The sequence below is a fragment of the Pseudomonas sp. PvP028 genome (assembly GCF_017832255.1).
GTDB lineage: Bacteria > Pseudomonadota > Gammaproteobacteria > Pseudomonadales > Pseudomonadaceae > Aquipseudomonas > Aquipseudomonas syringae.
This window is the reverse complement of record NZ_JAFIBL010000001.1, coordinates 4,962,202-4,988,292: the sequence shown is the minus strand read 5'-3', so window position 1 is coordinate 4,988,292 and position 26,091 is coordinate 4,962,202. Positions and strand designations below refer to the sequence as shown.

At 60.3% G+C, this 26,091-nt stretch carries 27 protein-coding genes; 19 read left to right on the top strand and 8 right to left on the bottom strand.

Going from position 1 to position 26,091, the window contains the following annotated elements:
• The first annotated feature begins 56 nt into the window (after positions 1-56).
• The 6 genes from JOE34_RS21420 (at position 57) to JOE34_RS21395 (ending at position 7,242) form a co-directional block, all read left to right on the top strand.
• Positions 57-335 carry a lipoprotein gene (locus JOE34_RS21420; protein WP_003316607.1) on the top strand — a complete coding sequence of 93 codons (279 nt, stop codon included), beginning with the start codon at positions 57-59 and terminating at the stop codon, positions 333-335.
• Between the two features lie 1,327 nt (positions 336-1,662).
• Complete coding sequence (locus JOE34_RS21415; RefSeq protein ID WP_046237764.1) at positions 1,663-2,580, top strand: AAA family ATPase; 918 nt, start codon at positions 1,663-1,665, stop codon at positions 2,578-2,580.
• Positions 2,550-3,533, top strand: coding sequence for a DUF58 domain-containing protein (locus JOE34_RS21410; protein WP_025168229.1), 984 nt, complete (start codon positions 2,550-2,552; stop codon positions 3,531-3,533). Before JOE34_RS21415 ends, JOE34_RS21410 begins: the two co-directional genes overlap by 31 nt.
• Positions 3,530-5,539, top strand: a complete 2,010-nt coding sequence (locus tag JOE34_RS21405; protein WP_209996629.1) for a DUF3488 and transglutaminase-like domain-containing protein — start codon at positions 3,530-3,532, stop codon at positions 5,537-5,539. The genes JOE34_RS21410 and JOE34_RS21405 overlap by 4 nt, the downstream gene beginning before the upstream one ends.
• A 24-nt stretch (positions 5,540-5,563) precedes the next feature.
• Entirely contained in the window at positions 5,564-6,325 is a 762-nt protein-coding gene (locus JOE34_RS21400) for a CHAD domain-containing protein (RefSeq protein ID WP_209996628.1), read from the top strand.
• A gap of 119 nt (positions 6,326-6,444) precedes the next feature.
• The gene (locus tag JOE34_RS21395) at positions 6,445-7,242 is read left to right on the top strand and encodes a thioesterase family protein (RefSeq protein WP_096115892.1); all 798 of its coding nucleotides are present in this window, start codon (positions 6,445-6,447) and stop codon (positions 7,240-7,242) included.
• Between the two features lie 12 nt (positions 7,243-7,254).
• Here JOE34_RS21395 and JOE34_RS21390 read toward each other — a convergent pair whose 3' ends face one another.
• The 3 genes from JOE34_RS21390 to JOE34_RS21380 form a co-directional block, all read right to left on the bottom strand.
• Positions 7,255-7,497: a hypothetical protein gene (locus JOE34_RS21390; protein ID WP_010409510.1), complete on the bottom strand. Its 243-nt coding sequence runs from the start codon at positions 7,495-7,497 to the stop codon at positions 7,255-7,257.
• Between the two features lie 107 nt (positions 7,498-7,604).
• Positions 7,605-9,080, bottom strand: a complete 1,476-nt coding sequence (locus tag JOE34_RS21385) for a methyl-accepting chemotaxis protein (protein ID WP_209996625.1) — start codon at positions 9,078-9,080, stop codon at positions 7,605-7,607.
• A gap of 84 nt (positions 9,081-9,164) precedes the next feature.
• Positions 9,165-10,004, bottom strand: coding sequence for a TatD family hydrolase (locus tag JOE34_RS21380; RefSeq protein ID WP_003423655.1), 840 nt, complete (start codon positions 10,002-10,004; stop codon positions 9,165-9,167).
• A gap of 180 nt (positions 10,005-10,184) precedes the next feature.
• Here JOE34_RS21380 and JOE34_RS21375 point away from each other — a divergent pair, with 180 nt between their 5' ends.
• From JOE34_RS21375 to greB, 5 genes are all read left to right on the top strand, one after another.
• Positions 10,185-11,606: a transglycosylase SLT domain-containing protein gene (locus JOE34_RS21375; protein WP_003392892.1), complete on the top strand. Its 1,422-nt coding sequence runs from the start codon at positions 10,185-10,187 to the stop codon at positions 11,604-11,606.
• A 112-nt stretch (positions 11,607-11,718) separates the two neighbouring features.
• A complete protein-coding gene (locus JOE34_RS21370; RefSeq protein ID WP_003316619.1) occupies positions 11,719-12,153 on the top strand; it encodes a DoxX family protein in 435 nt (144 codons plus the stop codon).
• Positions 12,154-12,397: 244 nt separating this feature from the next.
• Entirely contained in the window at positions 12,398-12,706 is a 309-nt protein-coding gene (locus JOE34_RS21365; RefSeq protein WP_003316620.1) for a hypothetical protein, read from the top strand.
• Positions 12,707-12,810: 104 nt separating this feature from the next.
• Positions 12,811-13,140, top strand: coding sequence for a hypothetical protein (locus tag JOE34_RS21360; protein ID WP_003316621.1), 330 nt, complete (start codon positions 12,811-12,813; stop codon positions 13,138-13,140).
• Between the two features lie 47 nt (positions 13,141-13,187).
• A complete protein-coding gene (gene greB / locus JOE34_RS21355; RefSeq protein ID WP_004410438.1) occupies positions 13,188-13,661 on the top strand; it encodes a transcription elongation factor GreB in 474 nt (157 codons plus the stop codon).
• 88 nt (positions 13,662-13,749) lie between these two features.
• On the opposite strand, the gene JOE34_RS21350 is transcribed toward greB, so the two are convergent.
• Positions 13,750-16,266: an ABC transporter permease gene (locus JOE34_RS21350; RefSeq protein WP_046266369.1), complete on the bottom strand. Its 2,517-nt coding sequence runs from the start codon at positions 16,264-16,266 to the stop codon at positions 13,750-13,752.
• The gene (locus JOE34_RS21345) at positions 16,266-16,949 is read right to left on the bottom strand and encodes an ABC transporter ATP-binding protein (protein ID WP_003406778.1); all 684 of its coding nucleotides are present in this window, start codon (positions 16,947-16,949) and stop codon (positions 16,266-16,268) included. The genes JOE34_RS21350 and JOE34_RS21345 overlap by 1 nt, the downstream gene beginning before the upstream one ends.
• A 10-nt stretch (positions 16,950-16,959) precedes the next feature.
• Here JOE34_RS21345 and JOE34_RS21340 point away from each other — a divergent pair, with 10 nt between their 5' ends.
• The 3 genes from JOE34_RS21340 (at position 16,960) to JOE34_RS21330 (ending at position 18,981) form a co-directional block, all read left to right on the top strand.
• Positions 16,960-17,565 carry an arylesterase gene (locus tag JOE34_RS21340; RefSeq protein WP_004418247.1) on the top strand — a complete coding sequence of 202 codons (606 nt, stop codon included), beginning with the start codon at positions 16,960-16,962 and terminating at the stop codon, positions 17,563-17,565.
• Positions 17,566-17,621: 56 nt separating this feature from the next.
• Positions 17,622-17,903, top strand: a complete 282-nt coding sequence (locus tag JOE34_RS21335; RefSeq protein WP_003315714.1) for a hypothetical protein — start codon at positions 17,622-17,624, stop codon at positions 17,901-17,903.
• 112 nt (positions 17,904-18,015) lie between these two features.
• The gene (locus JOE34_RS21330; RefSeq protein WP_044323451.1) at positions 18,016-18,981 is read left to right on the top strand and encodes a L,D-transpeptidase family protein; all 966 of its coding nucleotides are present in this window, start codon (positions 18,016-18,018) and stop codon (positions 18,979-18,981) included.
• A 172-nt stretch (positions 18,982-19,153) separates the two neighbouring features.
• Here JOE34_RS21330 and JOE34_RS21325 read toward each other — a convergent pair whose 3' ends face one another.
• A complete protein-coding gene (locus JOE34_RS21325; RefSeq protein ID WP_003347084.1) occupies positions 19,154-19,405 on the bottom strand; it encodes an Lpp/OprI family alanine-zipper lipoprotein in 252 nt (83 codons plus the stop codon).
• Between the two features lie 461 nt (positions 19,406-19,866).
• Here JOE34_RS21325 and JOE34_RS21320 point away from each other — a divergent pair, with 461 nt between their 5' ends.
• Positions 19,867-20,154, top strand: coding sequence for a GNAT family N-acetyltransferase (locus JOE34_RS21320; protein ID WP_003315710.1), 288 nt, complete (start codon positions 19,867-19,869; stop codon positions 20,152-20,154).
• 86 nt (positions 20,155-20,240) lie between these two features.
• Here JOE34_RS21320 and JOE34_RS21315 read toward each other — a convergent pair whose 3' ends face one another.
• Positions 20,241-21,317, bottom strand: coding sequence for a 3-deoxy-7-phosphoheptulonate synthase (locus tag JOE34_RS21315; RefSeq protein ID WP_003315709.1), 1,077 nt, complete (start codon positions 21,315-21,317; stop codon positions 20,241-20,243).
• A gap of 233 nt (positions 21,318-21,550) precedes the next feature.
• Between JOE34_RS21315 and JOE34_RS21310 the strand changes: the two genes are divergently transcribed.
• The 4 genes from JOE34_RS21310 to cysB all read left to right on the top strand — a co-directional run bounded on the left by JOE34_RS21310 (position 21,551) and on the right by cysB (position 25,142).
• Positions 21,551-22,522 (top strand): putative 2-dehydropantoate 2-reductase, encoded by a 972-nt coding sequence (locus JOE34_RS21310; RefSeq protein WP_046265720.1) that lies wholly within the window; start codon positions 21,551-21,553, stop codon positions 22,520-22,522.
• Between the two features lie 3 nt (positions 22,523-22,525).
• Complete coding sequence (locus JOE34_RS21305) at positions 22,526-23,446, top strand: 5'-nucleotidase (RefSeq protein WP_003347087.1); 921 nt, start codon at positions 22,526-22,528, stop codon at positions 23,444-23,446.
• Positions 23,447-23,522: 76 nt separating this feature from the next.
• Complete coding sequence (locus tag JOE34_RS21300; RefSeq protein WP_032660653.1) at positions 23,523-24,017, top strand: universal stress protein; 495 nt, start codon at positions 23,523-23,525, stop codon at positions 24,015-24,017.
• A gap of 150 nt (positions 24,018-24,167) precedes the next feature.
• Positions 24,168-25,142, top strand: coding sequence for an HTH-type transcriptional regulator CysB (cysB, locus tag JOE34_RS21295; RefSeq protein WP_003315705.1), 975 nt, complete (start codon positions 24,168-24,170; stop codon positions 25,140-25,142).
• Between the two features lie 126 nt (positions 25,143-25,268).
• On the opposite strand, the gene JOE34_RS21290 is transcribed toward cysB, so the two are convergent.
• A complete protein-coding gene (locus JOE34_RS21290; protein ID WP_046265719.1) occupies positions 25,269-26,003 on the bottom strand; it encodes a phosphoadenylyl-sulfate reductase in 735 nt (244 codons plus the stop codon).
• Positions 26,004-26,091 lie beyond the last annotated feature (88 nt).

Below are 26,091 nucleotides of genomic sequence, written 5' to 3'. Positions count from 1 at the left end.
CTGCCGCCCACCGTCAAAGCCGCACACTCCCTGTTCTCTTTTGAGGTAACACCCGCATGAAAGCCCTTATCTGTCTGCCATTGCTTGTTTTGGTTCTTGCGGGTTGTGCTGGCAAGACCGGATATCGCGACAGCTGCGCCACTCAGCTCGACGCTGCCTGGCATGAGCTGGATCTGGCCAAGGCTGAAGGTTTCGCCGGAACGGTCAGTTACTCCAAGGCCTTGTCGTTGTTGACGGGTGCCAAGACTCAGCAGCAGTTCGAGGCGTTTGAAGGCTGCACCGAGAAGTCCGAGAAAGCCCGCTTCTACATCCGCGAGTCCCGCGCTGGCCGTTGACACCTGACGATACACAGGTCTGCTCTTGATTCTGGCCGAAGGCCGTGGGAGCCAACTTGCTCGCGAAAGAGTTCGCACAAACGCCGAAAATGCATCGACTGAAACACCGTCTTCGCGAGCAAGCTCGCTCCCACCAGGTCATCAGTGCCGGAGGGCATTCGCACGGCTCGAAACACCGTCGACCTGTGTGAGTAATCCACATGGCTTGAAAACACCCCGGCCCTGTGTGAGTGTTTCACATGGCCCGAAAACACCCCGTACCTGTGGGAGCGAGCTTGCTCGCGAAAGAGTTTGCACAAGCGCCGAAAATGCATCGACTGAAACACCGTCTTCGCGAGCAAGCTCGCTCCCACCAGGTCATCAGTGCCGCATGGCATTCGCATGGCTCGAGACACAGCCGACCTGTGTGAGTAATCCACATAGCTCGAAAACACCCCGGCCCTGTGTGAGTGTTTCACATGGCCCGAAAACACCCCGTACCTGTGGGAGCGAGCTTGCTCGCGAAAGAGTTTGCACAAGCGCCGAAAATGCATCGACTGAAACACCGTCTTCGCGAGCAAGCTCGCTCCCACGAGGTCATCAGTGCCGCAGGGCATTCGCACGGCTCGAAACACCGTCGACCTGTGTGAGTAATCCACATGGCTTGAAAACACCCCGGACCTGTGTGAGTGTTTCACATGGCCCGAAAACACCCCGTACCTGTGGGAGCGAGCTTGCTCGCGAAAGAGTTTGCACAAGCGCCGAAAATGCATCGACTGAAACACCGTCTTCGCGAGCAAGCTCGCTCCCACAAGGTCATCAGTGCCGCAGGGCATTCGCACGGCTCGAAACACCGTCGACCTGTATGAGTAATCCACATGGCTTAAAAACACCCCGGACCTGTGTGAGTGTTTCACATGGCCCGAGAACACCCCGGCCCTGTGTGAGTGTTTCACATGGCCCGAAAACACCCCGGCCCTGTGTGAGTGTTTTACATCGCCCGAAAACACCCCGTACCTGTGGGAGCGAGCTTGCTCGCGAAAGAGTTTGCACAAGCGCCGAAAATGCATCGACTGAAACACCGTCTTCGCGAGCAAGCTCGCTCCCACCAGGTCATCAGTGCCGCATGGCATTCGCATGGCTCGAAACACAGCCGACCTGTGACTATCGTGCCGATGCTCCGCGTCGGCATGCCGTTCGTGACGCTCTGCGTTACAAATCTTCAGTTTGGCGAGACGGTAGGCCTAACCAACTCTGGCGAAACGGCCTACGCTCAATTTAAAGTGTTCGGACACTGGCATCGCTTGCAGTCCCACAGTCATGAAGCAGTTGCCGGAAGGGGCTTTCGATGGGTAGAAAACTCGATGCGTGCCTGAGCGCGATCAATGAGGTGGTGCTGGGCAAGGAGGCGCAGGTACGGTTGGCGATGACGTGTCTGGTCGGCGGCGGGCATTTGCTGATCGAGGACTTGCCGGGGATGGGCAAGACCACTCTCAGTCATGCGCTGGCGAAAATTCTCGGTCTGAGTTATCAGCGTATTCAGTTCACTTCTGACTTGTTGCCAGGTGACATCTTGGGGACTTCGGTATTTGATCGGGACAGTGGGCAGTTCACCTTTCATCCTGGGCCGATTTTCGCCGAGCTGGTGCTCGCCGACGAGATCAACCGCGCCACACCCAAGAGCCAGAGCGCGTTGCTGGAAGCCATGGAAGAAGGGCAAGTGTCCATTGAAGGCGCGACGCGTCTGTTGCCCGATCCATTCTTTGTGATCGCGACTCAGAACCCGTTCAGTTCCGGCGGCACTTTTGCCTTGCCCGAGTCGCAACTGGACAGGTTCATGATGCGTATTTCCATGGGCTACCCGGCCAGAGCCGCAGAGAAAGCCCTGCTGCTGGGTGAGTCGCGCCGCGAGCTGTTGCCGCGTCTGCAACCGATTCTGGATCACGCCCAGCTTGGTCAGCTCCAGGCGCAGGCGCGGCAGGTGCGCGCCAGTGATGCGCTGGTTGATTATGTCCTGCGACTGGTCGAGGCGACACGCAGTCAGCCGCAGTTCGCCTACGGGCTATCACCCAGGGCGAGCCTGGCGGTTCTGGCTGCGGCACGGGCCTGGGCGATGTTGCTGGGGCGTGATTACGTGATTCCCGAGGACGTGCAGGCGGTGCTGCCGTCGGTGATCGGCCACCGCTTGCGTGAACGCAGCGATCCGACCGGGCATGGCGGCGGTGCGCTGGTGCAATGGCTGTTGCGCGAGGTGCCCGTGCTTTGATCGAACCGCTCAAACCGCTCTGGCAACGCTGGCTGTCGAGGCGAATTCCTCCAGCGTCACGCATTACTCTCGACCACCGACGCATTTTCATTATGCCGACACGCACCGGCATGATTTACGCGTTAGTGCTGGTGCTCATGCTGCTGGTGGCGATCAATTACCAGAACAGCCTGGCCTACGGGTTGACCTTTCTGTTGCTGTCGATAGGCGTGCTGGCCATCCTGCACACCTACCGCAACGTCAGCGGTCTGGTTCTGAGTGCGGGCGTGGCGCGTTCGGTATTCGTCGGCGAGCCGGTGCAATTGCGCCTGCGCCTGGAAAGTGCCGGGCAGGCTCACCACGCATTGGGCTTGGGCTGGAGCGCGACAGCGTTGCAGTCAGGCGATGTGCTGCCCCGTGGGCTGACCGACCTGGAGCTGACCCTGCCCGCCGAAAAGCGCGGTTGGCTGCGTGCGCCAAGGCTGAGGATCGAGAGTGTGTTTCCGCTGGGTATCTTTTGCGCCTGGAGCTGGCTCGATCTGGAGCAGAGCGCCTTGATCTACCCTCGACCCTTGTCCGGGACCATGCCGCTGCTCAAAGGCGTGCAGCCGCATGCCGAGGACGATGGTCATGCCACCCAAGGGGCCGGTGTCGATGATTATCAGGGCCTGCGCAGCTACCAGCCGGGTGACAACCGCAGTCGTCTGCACTGGAAAGCGTATTCCCGCGGGCAGGGACTGCTGATCAAGGATTTTACCGACCTCAGTGGCCATGACCTGTGCCTGGACTTCATGGCGCTGGGCGGGGATATCGAGGAGCGCCTGTCGCGCCTGTGTTACTGGGTGCTGGAGCTGTCGCAACGGCAGCAGCCGTTTGCCCTGCGGTTACCGGGCTTTTTGTCGGCAGTGGACAGCGGTGACGCACACCGCGAAGTCTGCCTGCGCGCCCTTGCGCTGTACGGCCATCGATCATGAACGACAAGGTCCAGGCAGTTCCCGCCGCGCCCATTCCGCGTGTCAGCCTGACCTGGCTGCTGGTGGCGCAGGCACTGGTGGTGTTGCCGTTCGCGCTGCATGTCCCGGTGTCGATCATGATCCTCTGGCTGGGCTGCACGGTGTGGCGCGTTCAAGCGTTCCGCATGCGCGTGCGATTGCCTGGCACCTGGGTCAAGTCCGGGCTGCTGGTGGGCACCGCAGGTGGCGTGTATCTGGCGCGCGGCAGCCTGGTCGGGCTGGACGCCGGGGCTGCGTTACTGGTGGCGGCATTCGTTCTGAAAATGCTGGAAATGAACAATCGCCGTGACGCGCGTGTGCTGATTTTTCTTGGTTTCTTCTGTGTGGCGGTCGGCTATCTGTTCGAAGACAACCTGCTGTGGGCGCTCTTCAGTCTGCTGCCGGTCAGCGCGCTGCTGGCTGCGTTGATCGGCCTGCAACACACGGACCTGGCCGGCAGGTCGGTCGATACGCTCAAGCTGGCGTTCAAGCTGATGGCGCAGGCACTGCCGTTGATGCTCCTGCTGTTTCTGTTCTTTCCGCGTCTGGACCCACTCTGGTCGCTGCCGCAGCCGAGCAACAAAGGCGTCACCGGTCTGTCGGACAATATGGCACCCGGCGACATGGCCGAGCTGAGCAAATCGCCTGCGCTGGTGTTCCGCGCCAGTTTCGAAGTGCCTATCCCGGCGCGCAACCAGCTGTACTGGCGTGGTCTGACCCTTGAGCAGTTCGATGGACGTCGCTGGTCGCAGTCGGCACGTGCCCAGACCGTACAGATTGCGCAGTGGGAGAAACGCGGTGAGCCGCTGGCCTACAGCGTTGTCATGGAAGCCAGCGGCCGGCCCTGGCTGCCGAGCCTCGACGTGGCAGAAACCACGTTGCCGGATGTGCGGCAGATGAGCGACTTCCGCCTGCAGCGCAGACGCCCCGTCGAGCAGTCGCTGCTGTACGCCGTCAACTCATGGCCGCAAAGCGTACGGGATCCGCTGTTCAGCGAACAGATCCAGCGTCAGGACTTGCAATTACCTGCCAAGGGCAATGATCAGGCGCGGCAATGGGCCGATGAACTGCGCCGCCGCTACACTACTGCGGACGCCATGGTCGCGGCGATGCTCAGTTACTTCAGCGATCAGCCGTTTCACTACACCCTCAAGCCGGTGCCACTGGGCAATGACAGCATCGATGAATTCCTGTTTGCCAGTCGTCAGGGGTTTTGCGCCCACTATGCCGGTGCCATGACCTTTGTCCTGCGCGCGGCGGGCATTCCGGCGCGGGTGGTGGCCGGGTATCAGGGTGGCGAACTGAACCCCGATGGGCAGTACCTGACGGTTCGCCAGTTCGACGCGCATGCCTGGGTGGAATACTGGCAGCCGGGCTTGGGCTGGCGCCGCGTCGACCCGACTGCAGCGGTGGCGCCGCAACGTATCGAGCAAGGCCTGGAGCAGGCGCTGGCGGCGGACGAAGCGTTTCTGCAGGACTCGCCCTATTCAGCGTTGCGCTACCGCAACGTGCCTTGGGTCAACGCCCTGCGCCTCAGTTGGGATAACCTCAATTACGGCTGGCAGCGTTGGGTGCTGGGCTATCAGGGACAACAGCAGTTACAAATTCTCGGTCGCTGGTTTTCAGGCTTCCAGGCGCCGGTTTTTGTCCTGGGAAGCCTGTTTTCACTGGGCCTGGTGGCATTATGGCTGTTCAAACCCTGGCAACGCGAAAGCGACTCGCAACTGCGCGTGTTCAACGCATTTGAACGCTTGCTCGCCCGCCATGGTCTGCGTCGTATGCCGGGTGAAGGCGCTGACGCATTCTGCCGCAGGGCGGTGCTCTACTTTCCGCAGCATGCCGAGGCCATTGAAGGTTTCATCCGCGAATTTCAAGCGCAGCGCTACGCTGGGCGGCTGGCTTCGGCAAGCCGCTTGAGGCAGGCACTGAGCACGTTGCGCCGGGGTTTGCCATGGAGGTTGTCAGCCGTCAGGGACAGGCATTCATGAATCAGTTTGTCGAAGGGGAATTGCATGTCTTCAATGGTGGATCATCTGGTCGCCGAAGTGCTGGCGCTGCATGTCAAATTGCTCGCGTGTCAGGCACGTCTTGCCGTTTCGACTGACAGCGAAGCGCTGCACGATTTACGTACCACGGTGCGCCGTCTGCGCAGCGTACTGCGGCCCCTGAGGGAAAACCCGAGTGCGGCAGAGCTGGAAGACGCGGCCAAGGCGGTCGGCCAACTGACCACGCCGCTGCGTGATATGCAGGTGCTCGCCGGGTTTCTTGAAGAGCAGGGTTTGAACGAGGCCTCATTCACACGCAACCGCTACCTGGAAAGCGCCTGCCCAAAGGTCGCCAGCTCGCCCGAGTTGACCCGTCTGCTCAAGCTGATTGACCGGTTCCCGGAATTGCTGCGCCTGCAACAGCGTCAAGGCATGTTGCGGGGCCTGCGCAAGACCATTGAAAAACGCATGGACAAGCAATGGCACAAGCTGCGTGTGGCCATCGCCGAGCCGGGGCACGATCGGCATGACCTGCGCTTGCTGATCAAGCGCGTGCGATACGCTGCCGAAGCCTATCCGCTACTCAGTCATCAGCCGAAAAACATGCAGGCCCGGCTCAAGTCCGCACAAGGCGAACTGGGCGACTGGCATGATCATCTGCAATGGCTGGAGCAGGCTGCCGAACAACCTGATCTGGCTCCCTGTGTGCCGGGCTGGCAAATCGGCATAGTACGCGCCGAACGCAAGGCCGAAGCCTCGCTCAAACGCCTGGCCAAGGCCTGCTTCTGATCCAGTCATTTGTTGTGGATCAAGTCATTCAGGCCGCAAAAATGGCCATTATGCGGCGTGTCGTTGACTAAGCGGATGGTTATCATCCATTCACTTGTGTGTTGACGTGTGGAGTGAGCATGACCTTTTCTGAACTGATCGATGCGCTGCATCGTGATCCGCGCTCCGTCACGATCCCTGCCGAGTGGTCGCAGGGGCGTGCCTGCTTTGGCGGACTCATGGCTGCGCTGACCTATGAAGCGATGCGTGCAGAGGTGCCGGAAGGGCGGCCGGTTCGTTCGCTGGCGATCACCTTTGTCGGGCCGGCCGCGCCCGGGGTGCCGATTGCTTTCGAGGTCGACATCCTGCGTCATGGCAAGGCAGTCAGTCAGGTGCTGGGACGCGCCATGCAGAACGGTCAGGTAATGACCCTGATACAAGGCAGCTTCGGTGCCCCTCGGGAATCAATGATCACCTTTTCCGCGGAGGCCGCGCCGGTCCTCAAACCGGTTGAACAATGCCCGGAGTTGCCGTTCGCTAGCGGCGTAATGCCTGACTACCTGCGTTTCATGGATATCCGCTGGGCGTTGGGCGGCATGCCGTTCAGCAATACCCCATCGCCGGCGATAGGCGGCTATGTGCGCTTTCGCGGTGAGCCGCACGCCATGGCCATGAGCGAAGCGCACATTCTGGCGCTGGTGGACACCTGGCCGCCTGCCATATTGCCGCATCTGGACAAGCCGGCCCCCGGCAGTTCACTGACCTGGACCATTGAGTTCGTCCAGCCGCAGCCATCGCTCGATACCCTGCAGTGGTGCAGCTATCGCGCAGTCATCGAGCATGCCCGCGATGGCTACGGTCATACCGCCGCGGCATTGTGGAGCCCCGACGGCGAGCTGATCGCAATCAGTCGCCAGACGGTCACCGTGTTTGGCTGACCGGCAACCGGATCAAGGTTTGCGAGCGGCCCGTGCGGCGTTCTGGCGCTGAAAACCCAGCGCCGCCACCAAGCCAATCACACCGATTGCAACCGATGAAAGGCTTTCGGAAAACAGGCCGTTGAGGATCAGCAGGGCCGCCAGAATGAATAGCGGTACGGCTATCAGGTACAGGGCCAGACTGGTCGAGTGCTCCTGACTGTCGTTGCTGTCACGCCATGGATTCAATTGCAGATCGGAAAGTGGCTTGTTCATGATGCGGTCCTCTTCAGGCAACGCGTAAAGCGTCGTTCAATGCCTGAAGGATAGGCCCGCGCGCAGAGGGCTGACGAGTCAAGCCTGTCTATCGCGGCGATAGCCTGTTACAGCTTGAGCTGGCCAATGGCGGCATTCAGTTCGCCTGCCAGCGTAGCCAGCTCGTCACTGGTGCTGGCCGAGTCAACCGTCTGGATCACCGTGCGTTCGGTGACATCGCGGATACTCACCACCGCACGGTTCATCTCCTCGGCGACCTGGCTTTGCTGCTGGGCCGCCACGGCGATCTGCGTATTGCTTTCGCGCATCTGTGCCACGGCACCGGCAATCGCCGCCAGCGCATCACCGGCTTCCCGCGCCTGCTGCACGCATTCGTCAGCCTTGTGCGAGCTTTCCTGCATGAAATCCACGGCATCGCGGGTGCCGCTTTGCAGGGTCGAGACCATCGTGGTGATTTCATCGGTGGAGGTCTGCACCCGCTTCGCCAGATTGCGTACCTCATCGGCGACCACGGCAAAACCCCGACCCATTTCCCCGGCGCGTGCGGCCTCGATGGCTGCGTTGAGGGCGAGCAGGTTGGTCTGCTCGGCGATGCTGTGGATCACGTTGACCACGCCGTTGATCTTCTGGCTGTCTTCGGCCATGCGCTGGATCATTTCCGCCGTTTGCTGCACGCCGCTGGAAAGCCCCGCGATGGACACCTGCACACGGTCGACCACTACTTTGCCGCTGCCCGCCAGTGCGTCTGCCGTCTGCGATTGATCGCGGGTGGCTGTAGCGTGCTGGGCAATGTGATGGACCGTGGCAGTCATTTCGTTGATGGCCGTGGCCACCTGATCGGTTTCGCTTTGCTGACCGAGCATGCCTTGGCGCACCTCCTTCATGCCCGCCGCCAGATGCGCTGCGCCCTGATCGAGGCGGCCAGCGGTTTGCGAAACAGTGTTGACCACTCGCTGATAACCGGCCTGCATGGCGTTGAAGGCCTTGGCCATCTGCCCGACCTCATCGTCACTGCGGTTGGGAACACGGGCCGCCAGGTCGCCGCTTTTTTCGACGTGCAGCATCACGTCTTTGAGTGCGTTGAGCTGGCTGAGCAGGAAGCGGATCAGCAGCTGCGAGGCACAGAGCATCAATAACATCAGCACAAAAACCGCCATCGCGTAGTGCGTGAAGCGATCCAGCAGGATTTGCATGAAGGTCGGGGTGAATGCCAGTAGCGCAATCCGTTGCTCGGCGCCTCGGGTGATGATCTGCGCACCGCTCAGCCATTGATCGCCAGCGGGCTTGTCCAGCGTCACCCAGTCGCGGGCGTCAGCCAGTTCCGGCAGCGCAAGGCCATCGACAACCGGTGTCTGACCCTGACGGTACGTCAGCAATGTATTGCTAGAGGGCAGGGCTGCGTCGACGGGCCAGGCGGCGAGCAGGCGCGCCTGCGCTTGTGCTGCCTGACGCGACGCATCCGTGCGCGCGTGTTGTTCAGTTTGCATGGCGTACAGCACCAGCAACAGGGTGGTGACGAAAGCGACCGCGTTGACGGCCCAGAACTTATATTTCAGTGACAGGTTGCCAAGCCATGAGCCCATGAGTGGTCTTCTTCGGTAATCGGTTGAGATAGCAGCAAGATGCCATCACTGTGCCTCAGCCAACGAAGAGAGCCTTGATGCGGGTCAACAAAGCTGCAGATTTTCATCCTCTGAGGTGTCCTTCAGCACCGGCAAGGCAAAAAACTGCCGCGCGCAATCAGTGCTGTGGCGTGCGAGGTCTTCCTGCGTTTCGCCCCGGTGCAAGGCCACTTCGCGCAATACTTCCGGCAGGTATGCCGGTTCGTTGCGACCGTTTTTCGGTTTGGGGCGCAGGCTGCGTGGCAGCAGGTAGGGCGCATCGCTTTCCAGCATCAGCCGGCCGCGAGGGATGTTGCCCACCAGCGCATGCAGGTGGGTGCCGCGTCGTTCGTCGCAGATCCAGCCGGTGATGCCGATATGCAGATCAAGGTCCAGGTAACTGAACAGCGCGGCGCGCTCACCGGTGAAACAGTGCACGACTGCCGCGGGCAGGCGGTCGCGGTAGTCGCGCAGAATCTCCAGCAACCGCTGGTTGGCGTCGCGTTCGTGGAGGAACACCGGTAATTGCAGTTCCACAGCCATGGCCAGGTGCGCCTCGAGGACCTTTTCCTGTTGGGGGCGAGGCGAGAAATCGCGATTGTAATCCAGGCCGCATTCACCCACGGCGCGAACGCGATTTTCCCTGAGCAGGGCATGCAACTGTTTCTCGGTGTCGCCGGTCCAATCGCTCGCTGAATGCGGGTGGATTCCCGCCGTGCAGAACAGGCGTTGCGCGCTTTCATCCAGCTCGTGACACAGCTGCAAGGCGTGTTCGCTGCCCTCGACACTGGTGCCGGTCACCACCAGTTGTTCGACGCCTGCGGCGTAGGCGCGGTCGAGTACCGCCTGTCGCTGCGAGGCGAAGCTTGCGTTGGTCAGATTGACGCCGATGTCGATGAGTTGCATGGTGCTACCTCCAGCTGAAGGCTGCCGAGCATACCAGAGCTCTGGCCACAACAAGAAAACGCTGGGTATTCAAGCGATTGAACCTGAGGGTTCAACGATTTCCTTCGCTGCTCGATGCTGCTGCGTGACCTCAAGATTTCCTTTTTCCTGTTTCTTTCCGGCATTGCCCTGGGGAAGTGAATGATCCGATCCGCGCTTGTGTCTTTGATGTGCCTGTTACCGCTGCTGCCCTTGCAGGTTTCTGCTCGTCAGACCGGTCCCGAGGTCGTGCAGCACACGGTGCAGGTGCGCGATTTACCGGCGATTCGCAGCAGCAAGGTGCTGCGCGTGCTGGTCAATCAGAGCCGTAACAGCTCCGGCGACGTCAAGGGTCAGGAAATCGGCGTCGAATACCATCGCCTGCAAGCCTTCGAGCAGTACCTTAACAGCCACTCCCGTGCGGGGCAGAAGATCACGATCAAGGTCATCCCCAAGGCCAAGAACCAGCTGCTCACCGCCTTGCAGCGCGGAGAAGGCGACATGATCGCCCCCGGCGAGCTGCTCGATGTCAGCGACGCCAAGGGCATTCAGGCCAGCGCACCGATCGTGCATGACGTGCCTCTGGTGCTGGTCGGCGTTCGCGGTCAGCGCAGTGTGCGCCGTGTGGATCAATTGTCCGGAAAGACCCTGAGCCTGCCCACCGGCAGTGCTGCCGACGAAGCCTTGCATCAGGTCAATCGACAACTGGAGCTGCGCAAGCTGCCTCTGGCAAAAATCGAATGGGTCGACCCCAGTCTGGCCGTCGAGGATGTGCTGGAAATGGTCCAGGCCGGAATCTATCCGATGACGCTGGTCGAGCAGCCGATTGCCGAGCGCTGGGCGAGGATCATGCCCAAACTGCGCATCGAACGCGGCCTGACCTTGCAGACCCACGGTGATATCAGCTGGTTCGTACGTGACAACGCCACCCAGTTGCGGGCCAGTGTCGACGATTTCCTCAAAGACTATAAGCCGTCGGCCCAGCAGGATCAGGTGTTCGCCAACGCGTACAAGAACACCTACAAGGTCAACAACCCGCTAGTGCGCAACAACCTGCAGCGTCTTGAACAACTGCGTCCGATGCTGCAGCGCCATGCCGATGCGCAGGGCATGGACTGGCTTGACCTGGCAGCCCTCGCGTTCAAGGAATCCAAACTCGACCCGTCTGCCAAGGGCAGTGGCGGCGCCACAGGCTTGTTGCAGATCACGCCTTCGGCAGCGAAAAGCGTTGGCGTGCCGAGCATCCAGAGCGCTGACGACAACATCCGAGCCGGTTCGCGCTACATGGCGCTGATCCAGCGCAAGTATTTCTCCAGTAAACGGGTCAACGAACGCGAGCGCATGGCATTCGTGATGGCCGCCTATAACCTGGGACCTGAGCGCGTGCAGGGTATGCGCGAGGAAGCGCGGCGTCGCGGGCTGAATCCGAACCAGTGGTTCTTCCAGACCGAGCGCGTGGCGATGGAGCAGGGCGGTGCCAATGTCGTGGCGTTCGTGAACAGCGTGAACAAGTACTACCTGGCCTTTGATCGCGAGCGCGACTCGCTGGAAAAGAGCGGTCCCAAACCAGCGGTAAAACGCTAAAGATCGATTTATTCGATTTTTATACGCCGTTATTTGCGGTTTTTACATGAGTGAATTTGATTATCATGGCGCCACTCGCTGTTAATCACCCATCACTTACGGAAAGTCTCGCATGAACACATTGATCAAGTCGGTCCTCACCACTCGCGCCGGTTACGGCCTGACTGTCCTGCGCGTCATCGTCGGTATCGCGTTCATCGCGCACGGCAGCCAGAAACTGTTCGGCGCCTTCGGTGGTTATGGCCTCGAAGGCACTGCGCAGTACATGGAAAGCCTGGGCCTGACGCCGGGTTACCTGATGGCGCTGATGTCGGGCAGCGCCGAATTCTTTGGTGGCCTGGGCCTGCTGCTGGGGCTGCTGGCTCGTCCCGCTGCGGTCGTGGTGATCCTGCTGTTGCTGGTGGCGATCTTCACCGTGCACATCCACAACGGCTTCTTCATGGCCAACAACGGCTACGAGTACGCGCTGGCACTGCTTGGCGGTGCCGTGGCAGTACTCATCGAAGGTGCAGGCAAGTTGTCGCTGGACCGTATCATCGCCCGATAACCGGCTACGCTTGCTGTGCAATGCCCGCTCTTGTAGCGGGCCTTGTGCGTTTGCAGGCACCCGCCATGAATGGCAATTGACAATGAATGGGACGTTTCTCTAGGATGCGTGCTCAAGCGCCGATTTAACAACTACTTGCGGGGCGCCTGGCAAGGCTGAAGTCTTGTCGAAATACCGCTAAAACGTTGGTTCGGTGTTGCCTCTCACCGCTGCCCAGCGGATCTTGCGAGGCAGAGAAACCATCATGAACAACCTGCGCCCCCTCATTCGTCTTTCCCCGATCAGCACGGTCTTGTCCCGCAAGAACCCGAAAATCCTTCTCAGCGGTTCCCATCAGCCCACGTTGTTGCGCTATCTCGACGGCTGGCCGCGTCGGCGTGGCGGCTCCTGTGCGTTTCTGATTCAGTTCGCCGAGACCCACCAGTCGCTGAGTCATTTTGCCGACGATCAATTCGACCTCGCCGTGGTGCAATCGCCGCAGGCAGATGATGTCGGGCAAGTGATTCATGACCTGACGCGCATCGCCCGGCAGGGTCTGATTACGCTGGGTTGAATCGCCTGATTCAGCTAATGGGCATAGAAGGCATATTGCTGGCCCCCGACGCGTGAACGGACAGGCAAAATCGCCGCCTTATCAAAGGATTAGGTGGTTTTCGCATGCGTTTGGTCTATTGTGCTCTGGCGTGCCTGACGCTTTCCGGGCTGGCGTTTTCCGTACAGGCCAGAAACGCCACGGAAAACGAGCGTTATCTGTGTCGTTGGGGCTCGGCTATTGCGGGCGGTGCGCAGGCCTCCAAGTTGTCAGGCGTTACTCGCTATGGCGCGCGGCAGAAGCTGCAGGCGCGCAAGTTTGCCAAACAATGGATGCGGCCCATGGCATTGCGTATCACGGAACAGACCTACGACAGCGAGTCGCGGCTCAAGCCTGATGCGGTGACCAAGGTCTATTACGACGGCTGCATCCAGCATGAGGTGGCGCGACGTTGAGTCTTTGTCGCCTGTCGAACTGATTTTTGCCGGGCCGGAGAAACTTCTTGAGTACAAAGATCATCACCCGTGACGGGCATCAAGCCCTGAAGAAAGAACTCGACTACCTGTGGCGAGAGCACCGGCCCGACATTACGCAAAAGGTCGCCTGGGCGGCATCGCTCGGGGATCGCAGCGAAAACGCCGATTACCAGTACAACAAGAAGCTGCTGCGTGAGATCGACCGACGCGTGCGCTATCTGCGCAAGCGCCTCGAAGACATGCGTGTCGTGCAGTATTCGCCGGAGCAGGAAGGGCGGGTGTTCTTCGGTGCCTGGGTCGAGATCGAGAACGAAGCGGGCGATCTCAAGAAATTCCGCATTGTCGGTTATGACGAAATCTATGGGCGCAACGACTACATCTCCATCGACTCGCCCATGGCTCGCGCCTTGCTGAAAAAGGAAGTGGGCGACGAGGTGTTGGTCAATACGCCCGAAGGCGAGAAACTGTGGTTCGTGAACTCGATTGATTACGAGAAGTGAGGCCGGACGCAGAGCGTCCGGCATTGCATTCTCACGCGGAGCGCTGATCGCTATACCCAACTAGCTCCCACTAGGTTTGTGAGTAGCCTCAACCCTCGCGCAGCACGGTCAGCGGGCTGACGTTCAGTGCGCGGCGGGTGCCGAATACACCGGCACCACCGACCAGCAAGGCGCCGATCACCGGGAGCAGTAGTAGCCATGGATGTGGCTGCCATTCCAGCGAAAAGGCGTAGCGGTACAGCACGAAGCTCACCAGCTCACAGCCCAACGCCGCCAGTACGCCACTGGCAGCCCCCAGCAAACCGAATTCGATGCGCCGCGACTTGATCAGCAGCGCTCGCTCTGCGCCCAGTGCGCGCAGCAGTGCGCCTTGCCGGATGCGTTCGTCCAGCGTGGCCTGCAATCCGGAAAACAGCACCGCGATACCTGCGGCCAGCACGAACAGCAGAACGAACTGCACGGCCAGGGTCACCTGATCGAGGATGCTGCGTACCTGCGCGAGCAGGGCCTCTACACCCAGAATGCTGATGGAGGGGTAGGCGCGCGACAGCTCGACGATCTGCTTGTCCTGGCCGGGTGGCAGGTAAAAGCTGGTCAGGTAAGTGGTCGGCAAGTCGGCGAGGGTACCGGGCTGGAAAATCATGAAGAAGTTGGGCTGGAAGGTATCCCAGTTCACGTCCCTGAGGCTGGTGACCACGGCGTCGCGGGTCAGTCCGCCGACGATGAAGCTCAGGCGGTCGCCCAGTTTGATTTTCAGGCTGTCGGCCAGTTTGGCCTCGATCGAGACACCGGGCATTGCATCGCTTTGCCCGGAATCAGGCAACGCTTTCCACCAGTTGCCGGAAGTCAGGGTATTGCCCTCGGGAAGCTCGGCGGCCCAGGTCAGGCTCAGGTCGCGACGCGTGGCATTTTCACCGCGCGAATCCTTGGTCACGAAGTTACTGACCGGTTCACCGTTGATGCTGGTCAGGCGTCCAGGCACCACCGGGTAAAGGGGCGCAGCGTGAGTGGACAGCTTGCTCAGGGTCTGGGCAAAGTTTTCTTTATCGGCCGGCAGTACGTTGAGCACGAAATAGTTCGGTGCATCCTTGGGCAACTGATTTTGCCAGGTGTCGAGCAGCTCACCGCGTAGCAGCGCGATCAAGCCCATCGACAGCAGAATCAGGCCGAAAGCCAGTGATTGTCCGGCTGCGGCCAGCGGGTAACGTAGCAGTTGACCCAGGCCCAGTCGCCAGGGCAGCGAGGCTCCGGACAGCAGGCGGCGCAGGCTGTTGAGCGCCAGCAGCAACAGACTGCCAAGCAGCAGCGCGGCGACGATACCACCACCCAGCAGGGCGAAGGTCAGGACCAGGTCCAGGCTCAGGCGCCACATGATCAGGCCCAGCGCGAGCAGCGCTGCGCCATACACTAACCAGGAGCTGGCGGGGATTGGCAACATGTCGCGGCGCAGTACACGCAGCGGCGGCACGCGACCCAGTGCAGCCAGCGGCGGCAGGGCGAAACCGGCCAGCGCTACCAGCCCGGTGCCCATGCCGGCCAGCGCAGGCAGTACGCCGCCTGGCGGAACGGTCGCCGGAAGCAGATTTTGCAGCAGTGCGAACAGCCCGAGCTGTGCCAGCCAGCCCAGCAAGGCACCACTCAGGCTGGCCAGCAAGCCGATGATCGCCAGTTGCAGGCTGAACAGGGTCATCGCCTCACCGCGCGACAGTCCCAGGCAGCGCAGCAGGGCGCTGGCATCGAAGCGCCTTGCTGCGAATCGGGATGCCGACAGCGCCACGGCAACGCCCGCCAGCAACACGGCGACCAGACTGGCCATATTCAAATAACGTTCGGCCTTGCCCAGTGCGCCGCCAATCTGCTGGCTGCCATCGCGGGCGTCCTTGATTTCCTGATGCGGCTCAAGACCCGGCTCGATGGCTTTGCGATAGGCCGCCAGTGCCTCCGGCGGGCCGCTCCACATCTCCCGATAGGTGACCCGGCTGCCCGGCTGTACCACGCCGGTGGCGGCAAGGTCCTGCAGGTTGATCATCACGCGCGGGGTCAGGCTGTAGAAGTTGCCTGCCCGGTCTGGCTCGTAAGTCAGTACGCGGGTCAGTTTCAAGGTTTTGGAGCCGACATCGAGGTCGTCTCCGACCTTCAGGTCGACCGCAGGAAGCAGGCGTGCCTCGACCCAGGCTTCACCCGGTTGCGGACCGCTGCCAGCCTGTTCCGGCTGGTACAGGTCTGCGGCGCTTTTCAGTTCGCCGCGCAATGGGTAAGCGTCGTCCACCGCCTTGATGCTCGACAGCTGGATACCGGCGTCGGTCGCGATCACGCTGGAAAAGACCACGATCTGCGCATGCTTGAGTTGCAGGCGTTTGCCTTCTTCGACCTGCTCGGCACGCGCCGGGCTCGAGCCTTCGAGGATCAGATCGGCACCCAGGAACTCGGTCGCCCGCAGCAGCATCGCGCCGTTCAGACGGGCGCCGAAATAACCGATGGCGGTGCTCGCCGCCACGGCGACCAGAAGGGCGAAAAACAATACCCGCAATTCTCCGGCGCGGGCATCGCGCATCAGTTGGCGGACAGCGAGGCTCAGCAGGCGGGCAAAAGGCAAACGTGCCATCAAGGCTCCAGCGGGGCGACCAGTCGGCCCCCTTCAAGACGGATCAGGCGACGGCAGCGATGCGCCAGACGCTCATCGTGAGTGACCAGCACCAGCGTTGTGTTGCGCTCCTTGTTCAGTTCGAAGAGCAGGTCGCTGATGCGTTCGCCAGTGTGGCTGTCGAGGTTGCCGGTGGGTTCGTCGGCGAACAGCACGTCGGGGTCGGCTGCGAAGGCGCGGGCAATGGCGACCCGTTGCTGTTCGCCACCCGACAACTGACGCGGCGTATGGGTCAGGCGCTGGCCAAGGCCCACCCGTTCCAGCAGGTCGCGGGCTTTTTCACGGGCGTCTTTGCGGCCTTCGAGCTCCATCGGCAGCATGACGTTTTCCAGCGCGTTCAGACTGTCGAGTAGCTGGAACGACTGAAACACGAACCCGACGTGCTCAGCCCGCACTCTGGCGCGCTGGTCTTCATCCAGTTCGCTGAGGTTGCGCCCCGAAAGGATGACTGAACCGGCGCTCGGCAGGTCCAGCCCGGCCAGCAAGCCGAGCAGGGTGGATTTGCCCGAACCGGAGGCACCGACGATGGCCAGCGTATCGCCCTTGTTTAGTTCCAGGGAGAGTTCGTGCAGGATGGTCAGGTCACCTTCGGTGCTGGGGACTACTTTGCTGAGGCTTTGGGCACTGAGAATACTTTCACTCATGGAGAATCCGATGCGTGCGTTGTTTTTAAGTGCTGGCCTGGGGTTACTGCTGCTGTCACAGGGCGCGTTGGCGGGCACGGTGTTGATCGTTGGGGATAGTATCAGTGCGGCTTTCGGGCTGGATACCCGCGTGGGGTGGGTCAGCCTGCTGGAACAGCGTCTGAGCAAGGAGGGATTCGACGACAAGGTGGTCAATGCGTCGATCAGTGGCGACACCAGTGCAGGCGGCCAGGCGCGTTTGCCTGCGCTGCTTGCAGAGCATAAGCCGGAACTGGTTATTCTGGAGTTGGGTGGCAACGACGGCCTGCGCGGCCAGCAGCCTGCTCAATTGCAACAAAACCTTTCATCGATGATTGACCGCTCGCAGGCGGCGGGTGCCAAAGTGCTGTTGTTGGGCATGCGCATCCCGCCCAACTACGGGCCACGCTACACCAAGGCCTTTGAAGAGGTTTACAGCAACCTGGCCAAGGAGAAAAAGGTCCCCTTCGTGCCATTCTTTCTCGAAGGTGTAGGCGGGGTGCCCGAACTGATGCAAGCCGATGGTCTGCATCCTGCGGCGGCCGCTCAGGGCAAGTTGCTGGAAAATGTCTGGCCGAGCCTGAAACCGCTGCTTTGAGGCTTTCCCGGGCGGGGGCTTTCGGCTAATGTGGCGCCCCCGATCTGGAGCCCCCCATGCCGCGTCCCGCCTGGTCCCTGTATGCCTATCAAATGCTTGAACCCGATGAGCAGCTGGATCTGTTCGCCTGTCAGGAAGTGCGCGTCCATCTGATCGCTCGCCAATTGGAGCTGGGCGGCTCGATCGACCGTACATTGTGTGGCACGTTGTTGCCGGCCCAGCCGCAAATGCGCGCCGTCGAACTGCAGGCCATGCGCGATGAGCGTCTGTGTCCCTTGTGCAAGGCCATCATGGATGCGCAGCGCAGGGGTATGAATCCGATCTGGCCTGAACTCTAGCTGTCATCACTGCCGGAAGGCCAGCCGCAGATATCCCCGATCTGGCAAGGGCCGGTGTACACTTCAGTTCTTGCTTCCATCTCTTTAGTCGTTACCCGAAGGATCTTCCCGGATGTTGTCGCGCATTCCAGCCGTTACCCGCTGTCTGTCGCTTGCTGCTCTGTGCGCGGCGAGCTCTGTCCATGCACTGGAGTTTCCGTTGCCGCCGCCCGGCGAAGACATCGTGGGGCAGGTGCAGGTCATCAAGGCCAAATACGAAGACACCTTCGCCGATCTGGGCACCCAATATGATCTGGGCTACCTGGAAATGATCGCTGCCAACCCTGGCGTCGATCCTTGGTTGCCGGGTGCAGGCAAGGACATCGTGCTGCCGACCCGTTTCATTCTGCCGCCGGGTCCGCGCGAAGGGATTGTCATCAACCTTGCCGAATACCGCATGTATTACTACCCCAAGGGGCAGAATGTCGTGCACACCTATCCGCTGGGTGTCGGTCGTGAAGGCTGGGGGTCGCCGATTGGCGTGACCAAGGTGACGGCCAAGACGCCGAACCCGACCTGGACGCCGCCGGCCTCGATCAAGGCCGAGCATGCGGCTGATGGCGATCCGCTGCCAGACGTGGTGCCGGCCGGTCCGGACAACCCGCTGGGGCCGTTCAAATTCGGCCTGGGGCTTTCCGGCTACCTGATCCACGGCTCGAACAAGAAGTTCGGTATCGGCATGCGCACCAGTCACGGCTGTTTCCGCATGTACAACAATAACGTGCTGGAACTGGCCGACATGGCCCCGGTCGGTACGACCGTGCGCATCATCAGCGAGCCTTACAAGTTCGGCATCAGCGGTGGCAAGGTCTATCTCGAAGCGCACACGCCGGTTGATGACCTGGGCAACCCGTCGGTGGTCGACAAGCACACTGCGGTGATCAATGCGCTGCTCAAGCGTGACGACTTGGCCAACAACCTGCGCATGAACTGGGACGTGGTACGTGATGTGGTTGCGGCCGAAGACGGCATGCCGGTGGAGATCGCAGAACCGGGCAAAGCGCCTGCGAGTGCTGAAGAACCGGTGATTTTTCAGTAAATCGTCGCCAGCAATTGCTCTCGTGCCAATGCGGAGCTTTGGCAAAAATTAGTTATCTTCCTGATACAGCAGAACAGTCATTCAGGCTTGCGCACGCAATCACCGAGCCAGAAAAGAGGCAAAAAAAAGCCGACCCGTTGCCGGGTCGGCTTTCAATAATCCCGGGGGATTATTACTTGCGGCTGGCTTTGTCCAACATGCGCAGAGCGCGCTCGTTGGCTTCGTCAGCAGTTTGCTGAGCTTTTTGAGCAGCAGCCATAGCTTCGTCAGCCTTGCGGTAGGCTTCGTCGGCACGTGCTTGCGAACGAGCTGCTGCGTCTTCGGTAGCTGTCAGACGAGCTTCGGTTTCTTTGGATACGCTGCTGCAACCGGTAGCCAGAACTGCGGCCAGAGCCAGAGCAGAGAATTTCAGAACGTTGTTCATCGTGTTCACCTTCAAGGAATTTTTTTTCAAATTAGTCATCTCTCGAAAATGAGAAAACGACCGGCGTACATAGTACCCATTGTTTGTAGTAAGTAAACGGACCCGCCGCAAGAAGCTGCTAAAATTCCTCGCTTTGAAAGCGTTCCGCGTTACTTCTCAAGCGTTCTGTACAAAAACTATCCACTTTAACTGGACCTTTGCCTTGCTAAGGCGTTCCGAACAGTACGCGTAAGACCATGCCTGATTGACTGTCGGTCGGCACGTGAGCATTTCCAGGTGTTTTTACATCGACCGCGCTTGAGCATAGTCGCTAATGGCGCCTACTATCTCAATGTGATGTCCGTCGAGATCGGCAGTGCTCTACCGGTGTCGAAAACAGACACTGGGTGGCGTAGATGTTCCTTCGCCTGAAAAAGACCGGTAAGGTAGGGGTCAAATTCCAAGACCCGCGAGGAGTAGCGATGAGCGAGGCGTTGTCCATCCACCATGACGAAGTCGGCCACCATTTCGAAATCATTATCGACGGCCACCGTGCCTATTTGACGTATATGGATCTCGGCAAGCAGACCCTGGACTTCTATCGGACCTTCGTACCGGACGCCTTGCGGGGTCGCGGAATTGCCGCCGCGCTGACCAAGGAGGCGCTCGATTATGCCGACAGCATGGGCTATTCCGTCATACCGTCCTGCTCTTATGTCGAGCGCTATATGGAGCTGCATGATCTGCAGTCGCAGGCGGCCAAGCTCTGAAGACCTGTAGCTACCGACAGCAAGCATAAAAAAACGCCGAGCATTTGCTCGGCGTTTTCGTTATTGCAGTGCAGTCGGTCAGGCAATTACTTGCGCTTGCGAGCTGGCAGCACGTCCTTGAGTTTCGCGTGCATGCTGCGCAAGGTCTTTTCAGTGCTTTCCCAATCGATGCAGGCATCGGTGATGGACACGCCGTACTGCAATTCCGACAGGTCCTTGGGAATCGCCTGGCAGCCCCAGTTCAAATGGCTCTCGACCATCAAACCGATGATCGATTCGTTGCCTTCGAGGATCTGGTTGGCGACGTTTTCCATCACCAGCGGTTGCAGGGCCGGGTCCTTGTTGGAGTTGGCATGGCTGCAGTCGACCATGATGTTCGGGCGAATGCCGGACTTGTTCAGCGCCTGCTCGCAGAGCGCAACGCTGACCGAGTCATAGTTGGGCTTGCCGTTGCCGCCGCGCAGTACCACATGACCGTAGGCATTGCCTTTGGTGGTCACGATCGACACGCCGCCTTCCTGGTTGATACCCAGGAAACGATGCGGGCTCGACACCGATTGCAAGGCGTTGATGGCAACCGTCAGGCCGCCGTCGGTGCCGTTCTTGAAACCGACTGCCGAGGACAGGCCCGAAGCCATCTCGCGATGAGTCTGGGATTCTGTGGTGCGCGCGCCGATGGCCGACCAACTGATCAGATCCTGCAGATACTGCGGAGAGATCGGGTCCAGGGCTTCGGTCGCGGTGGGCAGCCCCATCTCGGCCAGATCCAGCAGCAGCTGGCGACCGATGTGCAGGCCATCCTGGATCTTGAACGAGTCATCCAGGTACGGGTCGTTGATCAGGCCTTTCCAGCCTACCGTGGTGCGTGGCTTCTCGAAGTAGACGCGCATCACCAGATACAGCGTGTCAGACACTTCCGCCGCCAGCGCCTTGAGACGCTCGGCGTACTCCTTGGCAGCCTTCAGGTCGTGGATCGAGCACGGGCCGATCACGATGAACAGGCGGTGATCATGGCCATCGAGAATGTTGCGAATCACTTCGCGGCCCTGGCTGACGGTCTGCAGGGCAGCATCGGTCAGGGGGATGTCGCGCTTGAGCTGATCCGGAGTGATCAGAGTCTCGTTGGAGGCAACGTTGAGGTCGTCAATCGGTAAATCAGCCATCGTGTTACTCATCAGGTCGCGGGTACTGGCCGCCAACGGTCCCCCGTGCGGCGGTGCCCAGCAGGTTTGAGCGCAGCGGGGAGCCGAACCTTAGCGCGTTATCGCGTTGTTCGACAATAAGTAAACGAGGTATCGGCCAGGTCTTTGGCCGAGATGCGCTGCCTTATTGCAAGACAATCCGCTGCGACGGATAGTGTACGGCCGCAAATAGCGAGACAGTCAAGGGAGAGGTCATGGGTGTTGATTCCCGTCGTCCGCGCGTCGGCATCATAGGTACGGGTGCCATCGGGGGCTTTTACGGATTGATGCTGGCGCGTGCCGGATACGATGTGCATTTTCTGCTGCGCAGCGAGTTTGACACGGTGGCGCGCGAAGGTTTGCAGGTCAAAAGCGCCGTGCATGGCGAGCTGTCCCTCAAGCCGGTTCAGGCGTATCGCTCGGCGGCTGAAATGCCGTCTTGTGACTGGCTGCTGGTCGGCACCAAGAGCACCGGCAATGCCGCGCTCGGTCCGATCATTCGCCAGGCGGCTGCGCCAAACGCCAGCGTGCTGCTGTTGCAGAACGGTCTGGCTGTCGAAGACCAGCTGCGTAATGTCCTGCCCGACAGCCTGCACATACTCGGCGGGCTGTGCTTCGTCTGCGTCAACCGGGTTGCGCCCGGCGTCGTCGCCCATGAAGCCTTCGGCGCGGTCAGTGTCGGCTATCACAGCGGCCCGGCGGAAGATGAGGCGAGCCGCATGGCGGTTGTCGAAGCCTGCGCGGCCCTGTTCAGAACAGCCGGCATCGACGCACCGGTCATGGCCAATCTGCAACAGGCCCGCTGGCAGAAGCTGGTCTGGAATGTGCCCTACAACGGGCTGTCGGCCTTGTTGCAGACCAGTACCGGCCGATTGATGGCCGACCCTGACAGCCAGGCCTTGATCCGGTCGCTGATGGACGAGGTCGTGCAGGGCGCCGAGGCCTGTGGGCATGCCTTGCCGCCGGGTTTCGCGCAGCATCTGTTTACAGTGACCGAAAGCATGCCGGATTACAGGCCCAGCATGTACCACGACCTGGCCGAAAGACGTCCGCTGGAGCTGGACGCCATTTATGCCCGGCCCCTCGCAGCAGCGCTTGCCGCCGGGTTTGACATGCCTCGCGTGCGGGCGCTTTATCAGGCACTGGCGTTCATCGATCGGGGCAACCACCCGGCAAGCAAGGAGTGATTCATGACAGAAGCTGAAGACCACAAGCTGGTACTGGCGATTTCATCGCGTGCGCTGTTCGATCTGCGCGACAGTCATGAGGTGTACATGGCCGATGGGGTCGAGGCCTACCGCAAGTATCAGATCGAACATGAGGACGAAATCCTCGCGCAGGGCGATGCCTTCCCGCTGGTCGAAAAACTGCTGAGCCTCAATGCCAGTCTGCAAAAGGCGCGCGTCGAAGTGGTGCTGGTGTCGCGCAACAGTGCCGATACCGGGCTGCGGGTCTTCAACTCGATTCAGCATTATGGCCTCGACATCAGCCGCGCCGCCTTTGCCGGCGGACGCAGTCCTTACCCGTATCTCGCAGCGTTTGGCTGCCACCTGTTTCTCTCCACGCATGCCGAGGATGTACGCAGCGCCCTGGATGCCGGGTTCGCGGCCGCGACCATCCTTTCGGGTGGTGCACGGCGTGCAGCCAGCGCCGAGTTGCGGATTGCCTTCGATGGCGACGCCGTATTGTTTTCCGACGAATCAGAGCGGGTTTACCAGAGCGGCGGGCTGGCAGCCTTTCAGGCCAGCGAGCGTGAGTGGGCTCGCGAACCGTTGCGCGGCGGACCTTTCAAGCCGTTTCTCGCCGCACTCAATCAGCTGCAGCGCGAGTTTCCCGACGCGAGCTGCCCGATTCGCACCGCGCTGGTCACGGCTCGCTCGGCACCTGCTCATGAGCGCGTGATTCGTACCTTGCGCGAATGGGATATTCGTCTGGACGAGTCGCTGTTTCTCGGTGGTTTGCAAAAGTCGGCCTTCCTTGAAGCGTTCGCCGCCGATGTGTTTTTCGACGATCAGCCCGGCCACTGCGAGAAGGCGCGTGATGTGGTGGCGACGGGTCACGTTCCGCACGGCATCAGCAACGAAATAGTGCCACTTGCCGACGGGGGCTGAGAAGTCCGCCGTCACAGCCGATGATGCGCTGCTACGCTGAGTCAATCTCCGCCATTCCGGTTGTACGGGAGGTTGTATGGTCCGTTCGATGCTGTATGCCGCAGACCTCGGTCTGTACGCGCCTTATGTAACGCAGCACGCGCTGGCGCTGGCTCGAACGTTCAACGCCGAGCTGTACGTCATCCATGTCGTCGAGCCTCTGGGCCTGTTCGCCGAGTCGGTGCTGCAGAGTTACCTGGGCGAGGACGCGCTGAAAGAGCTTCGCGGCAAAGGTGTGAATGCGTTTCTGAGTGGAATAGAGCAACGAATGCTCGACGGGTTTCGTGAAGAATTGGGCGAAGGGCACTCGGACCTGTCCCTGATTCGTACGGTGCGTGTCGTTCAGGGCGAGCCTGCCAGCGTGATTCTCGAACAGGCGCACAGGCTGAATGTGGATTTGCTGGTGGTCGGCAGTCACAGCCGCAGGATGGAAGAGGGCACCTCGGTAGGCCGCACGGCTGCCAGGGTCCTGCAGTTTTCCGATGTGCCGGTCTACATGGTTCCGATGATGTTGAAAAAGGGGCGGGGGTAGAGGAAAGGTCCAATTGGTGGTTTTAATGAAATCGAGCGTGCGATCACCTTACAAAGGTGATAAAAAGTTCTAGAATTATTCGTCTCACCATTAATCCAGTTATATACCGTCGCCGATACCCATAGGGTTTATCTGCTTTGAGGGATACATATGAAGCTCCAACAACTGCGCTACATTTGGGAAGTGGCGCACCACGACCTCAACGTTTCCGCGACGGCCCAGAGCCTTTACACCTCCCAGCCCGGCATCAGCAAGCAGATCCGTCTGCTTGAAGATGAACTGGGCGTCGAGGTTTTCGCCCGCAGCGGCAAGCACCTGACGCGTGTGACACCGGCAGGCGAGCGCATCATCACGACAGCGGGCGAGATCCTGCGCAAGGTCGAGAGCATCAAGCAGATTGCCCAGGAATTCTCCAACGAGAAGAAGGGCACGCTGTCGATTGCCACCACTCACACTCAGGCGCGCTACGCCTTGCCGCCGGTGATCAGCAACTTCATCAAGCAATACCCTGATGTCGCGCTGCACATGCACCAGGGCTCACCGATGCAGATCGCCGAAATGGCCGCTGACGGGACGGTTGACTTCGCCATCGCCACCGAGGCGCTCGAGCAGTTCAGCGATCTGGTGATGATGCCGTGCTATCGCTGGAACCGTTGCATTGTCGTGCCGCAGGGTCACCCGTTGACCAAGGCGCCGAAGCTGACGCTGGAACTGCTGGCTGAATACCCGATCGTGACTTACGTCTTCGGTTTCACCGGTCGTTCCAAGCTGGACGAAGCGTTCAGCCATCGCGGGCTGGTGCCCAAGGTCGTGTTCACGGCGGCGGATGCCGACGTGATCAAGACCTACGTCAGGCTAAACCTGGGTGTGGGTATCGTGGCAAGAATGGCGATAGACGAGGCAGTGGACAGCGACCTGGTGGTGCTCGATGCCAGTGATCTGTTCGAGTCCAGCGTGACGAAAATCGCTTTCCGTCGCGGCACCTTCCTGCGTGGCTTCATGTGCGATTTCATCGAGAAATTTGCGCCGCACCTGACCCGTGAAGTCATGGCCAAGGCGATTCAGTGCCATAACAAGCAGGAAATGGAAGAGCTGTTTGCCAATGTCGAGCTGCCGGTGCATTAGAAGCAGTTTTGAGCTACAAGCTGCAAGCTGCAAGTAAAAGCGCGCAGGCTGTAGCTTGTAGCTTGTAGCTTGTAGCTTGTAGCTTGTAGCTTGTAGCTTGTAGCTTGTAGCTTGCCGCTCGCGACATTAGTCGCGCACTATCAGATTGCCCGCATGCAGTCCGCATTCCTTCTGCGTGGCTTCTTCCCACCACCAGCGGCCCTCGCGTTCGTGCTGGTTCGGCAATACCGGACGGGTGCAGGGTTCACAGCCGATGCTGATGAAGCCGCGCTCGTGCAGGCTGTTGTAGGGCAGCTCCAGCATGCGGATGTAGCCCCAGATTTCCTCACTGCTCATCTGCGCCAACGGGTTGAATTTGTACAGCGTGCGCTCGGCTGTCGAAAAAGCGCTGTCGATTTCCAACGCGGCAACGGCGCTGCGCGTGCCGGGGCTCTGATCACGGCGCTGGCCGGTTGCCCAGGCGGCGACGCCAGACAGTTTGCGCCGCAGCGGCTCGATCTTGCGGATGCCGCAGCATTCGCCATGGCCGTCCCGGTAAAAGCTGAACAGGCCCTTTTCCTTGACGAAAGGTTCAAGCTTGCTGTGATCGGGCGAAACGATCTCGATCTCGATCTTGTAGTGCTCGCGGACCTGTTCGATGAAGCGGTAGGTTTCCGCATGCAGGCGCCCTGTATCTAGGCTGAAGACCTTGACGTTCTTGTTCAGCTTCCAGGCCATGTCGACCAGAACCACGTCCTCGGCACCGCTGAAAGAGATCCACAGTTCGTCGCCGAAGTGCTCGAACGCCAGTTTCAGAATGTCTTGTGCAGATTTGTTCGCATAGGTCGTCGCCAGTTCAGCGACGTCGAAAGGTTGGCTCATCAGGCGGCTTCCTAAAATGCAAGAGTGGCGCTTAAGCGCTCGTGATGGCGGCAATGGTAACAAAATCCGCTGTTCAGTGGCCGCTGCC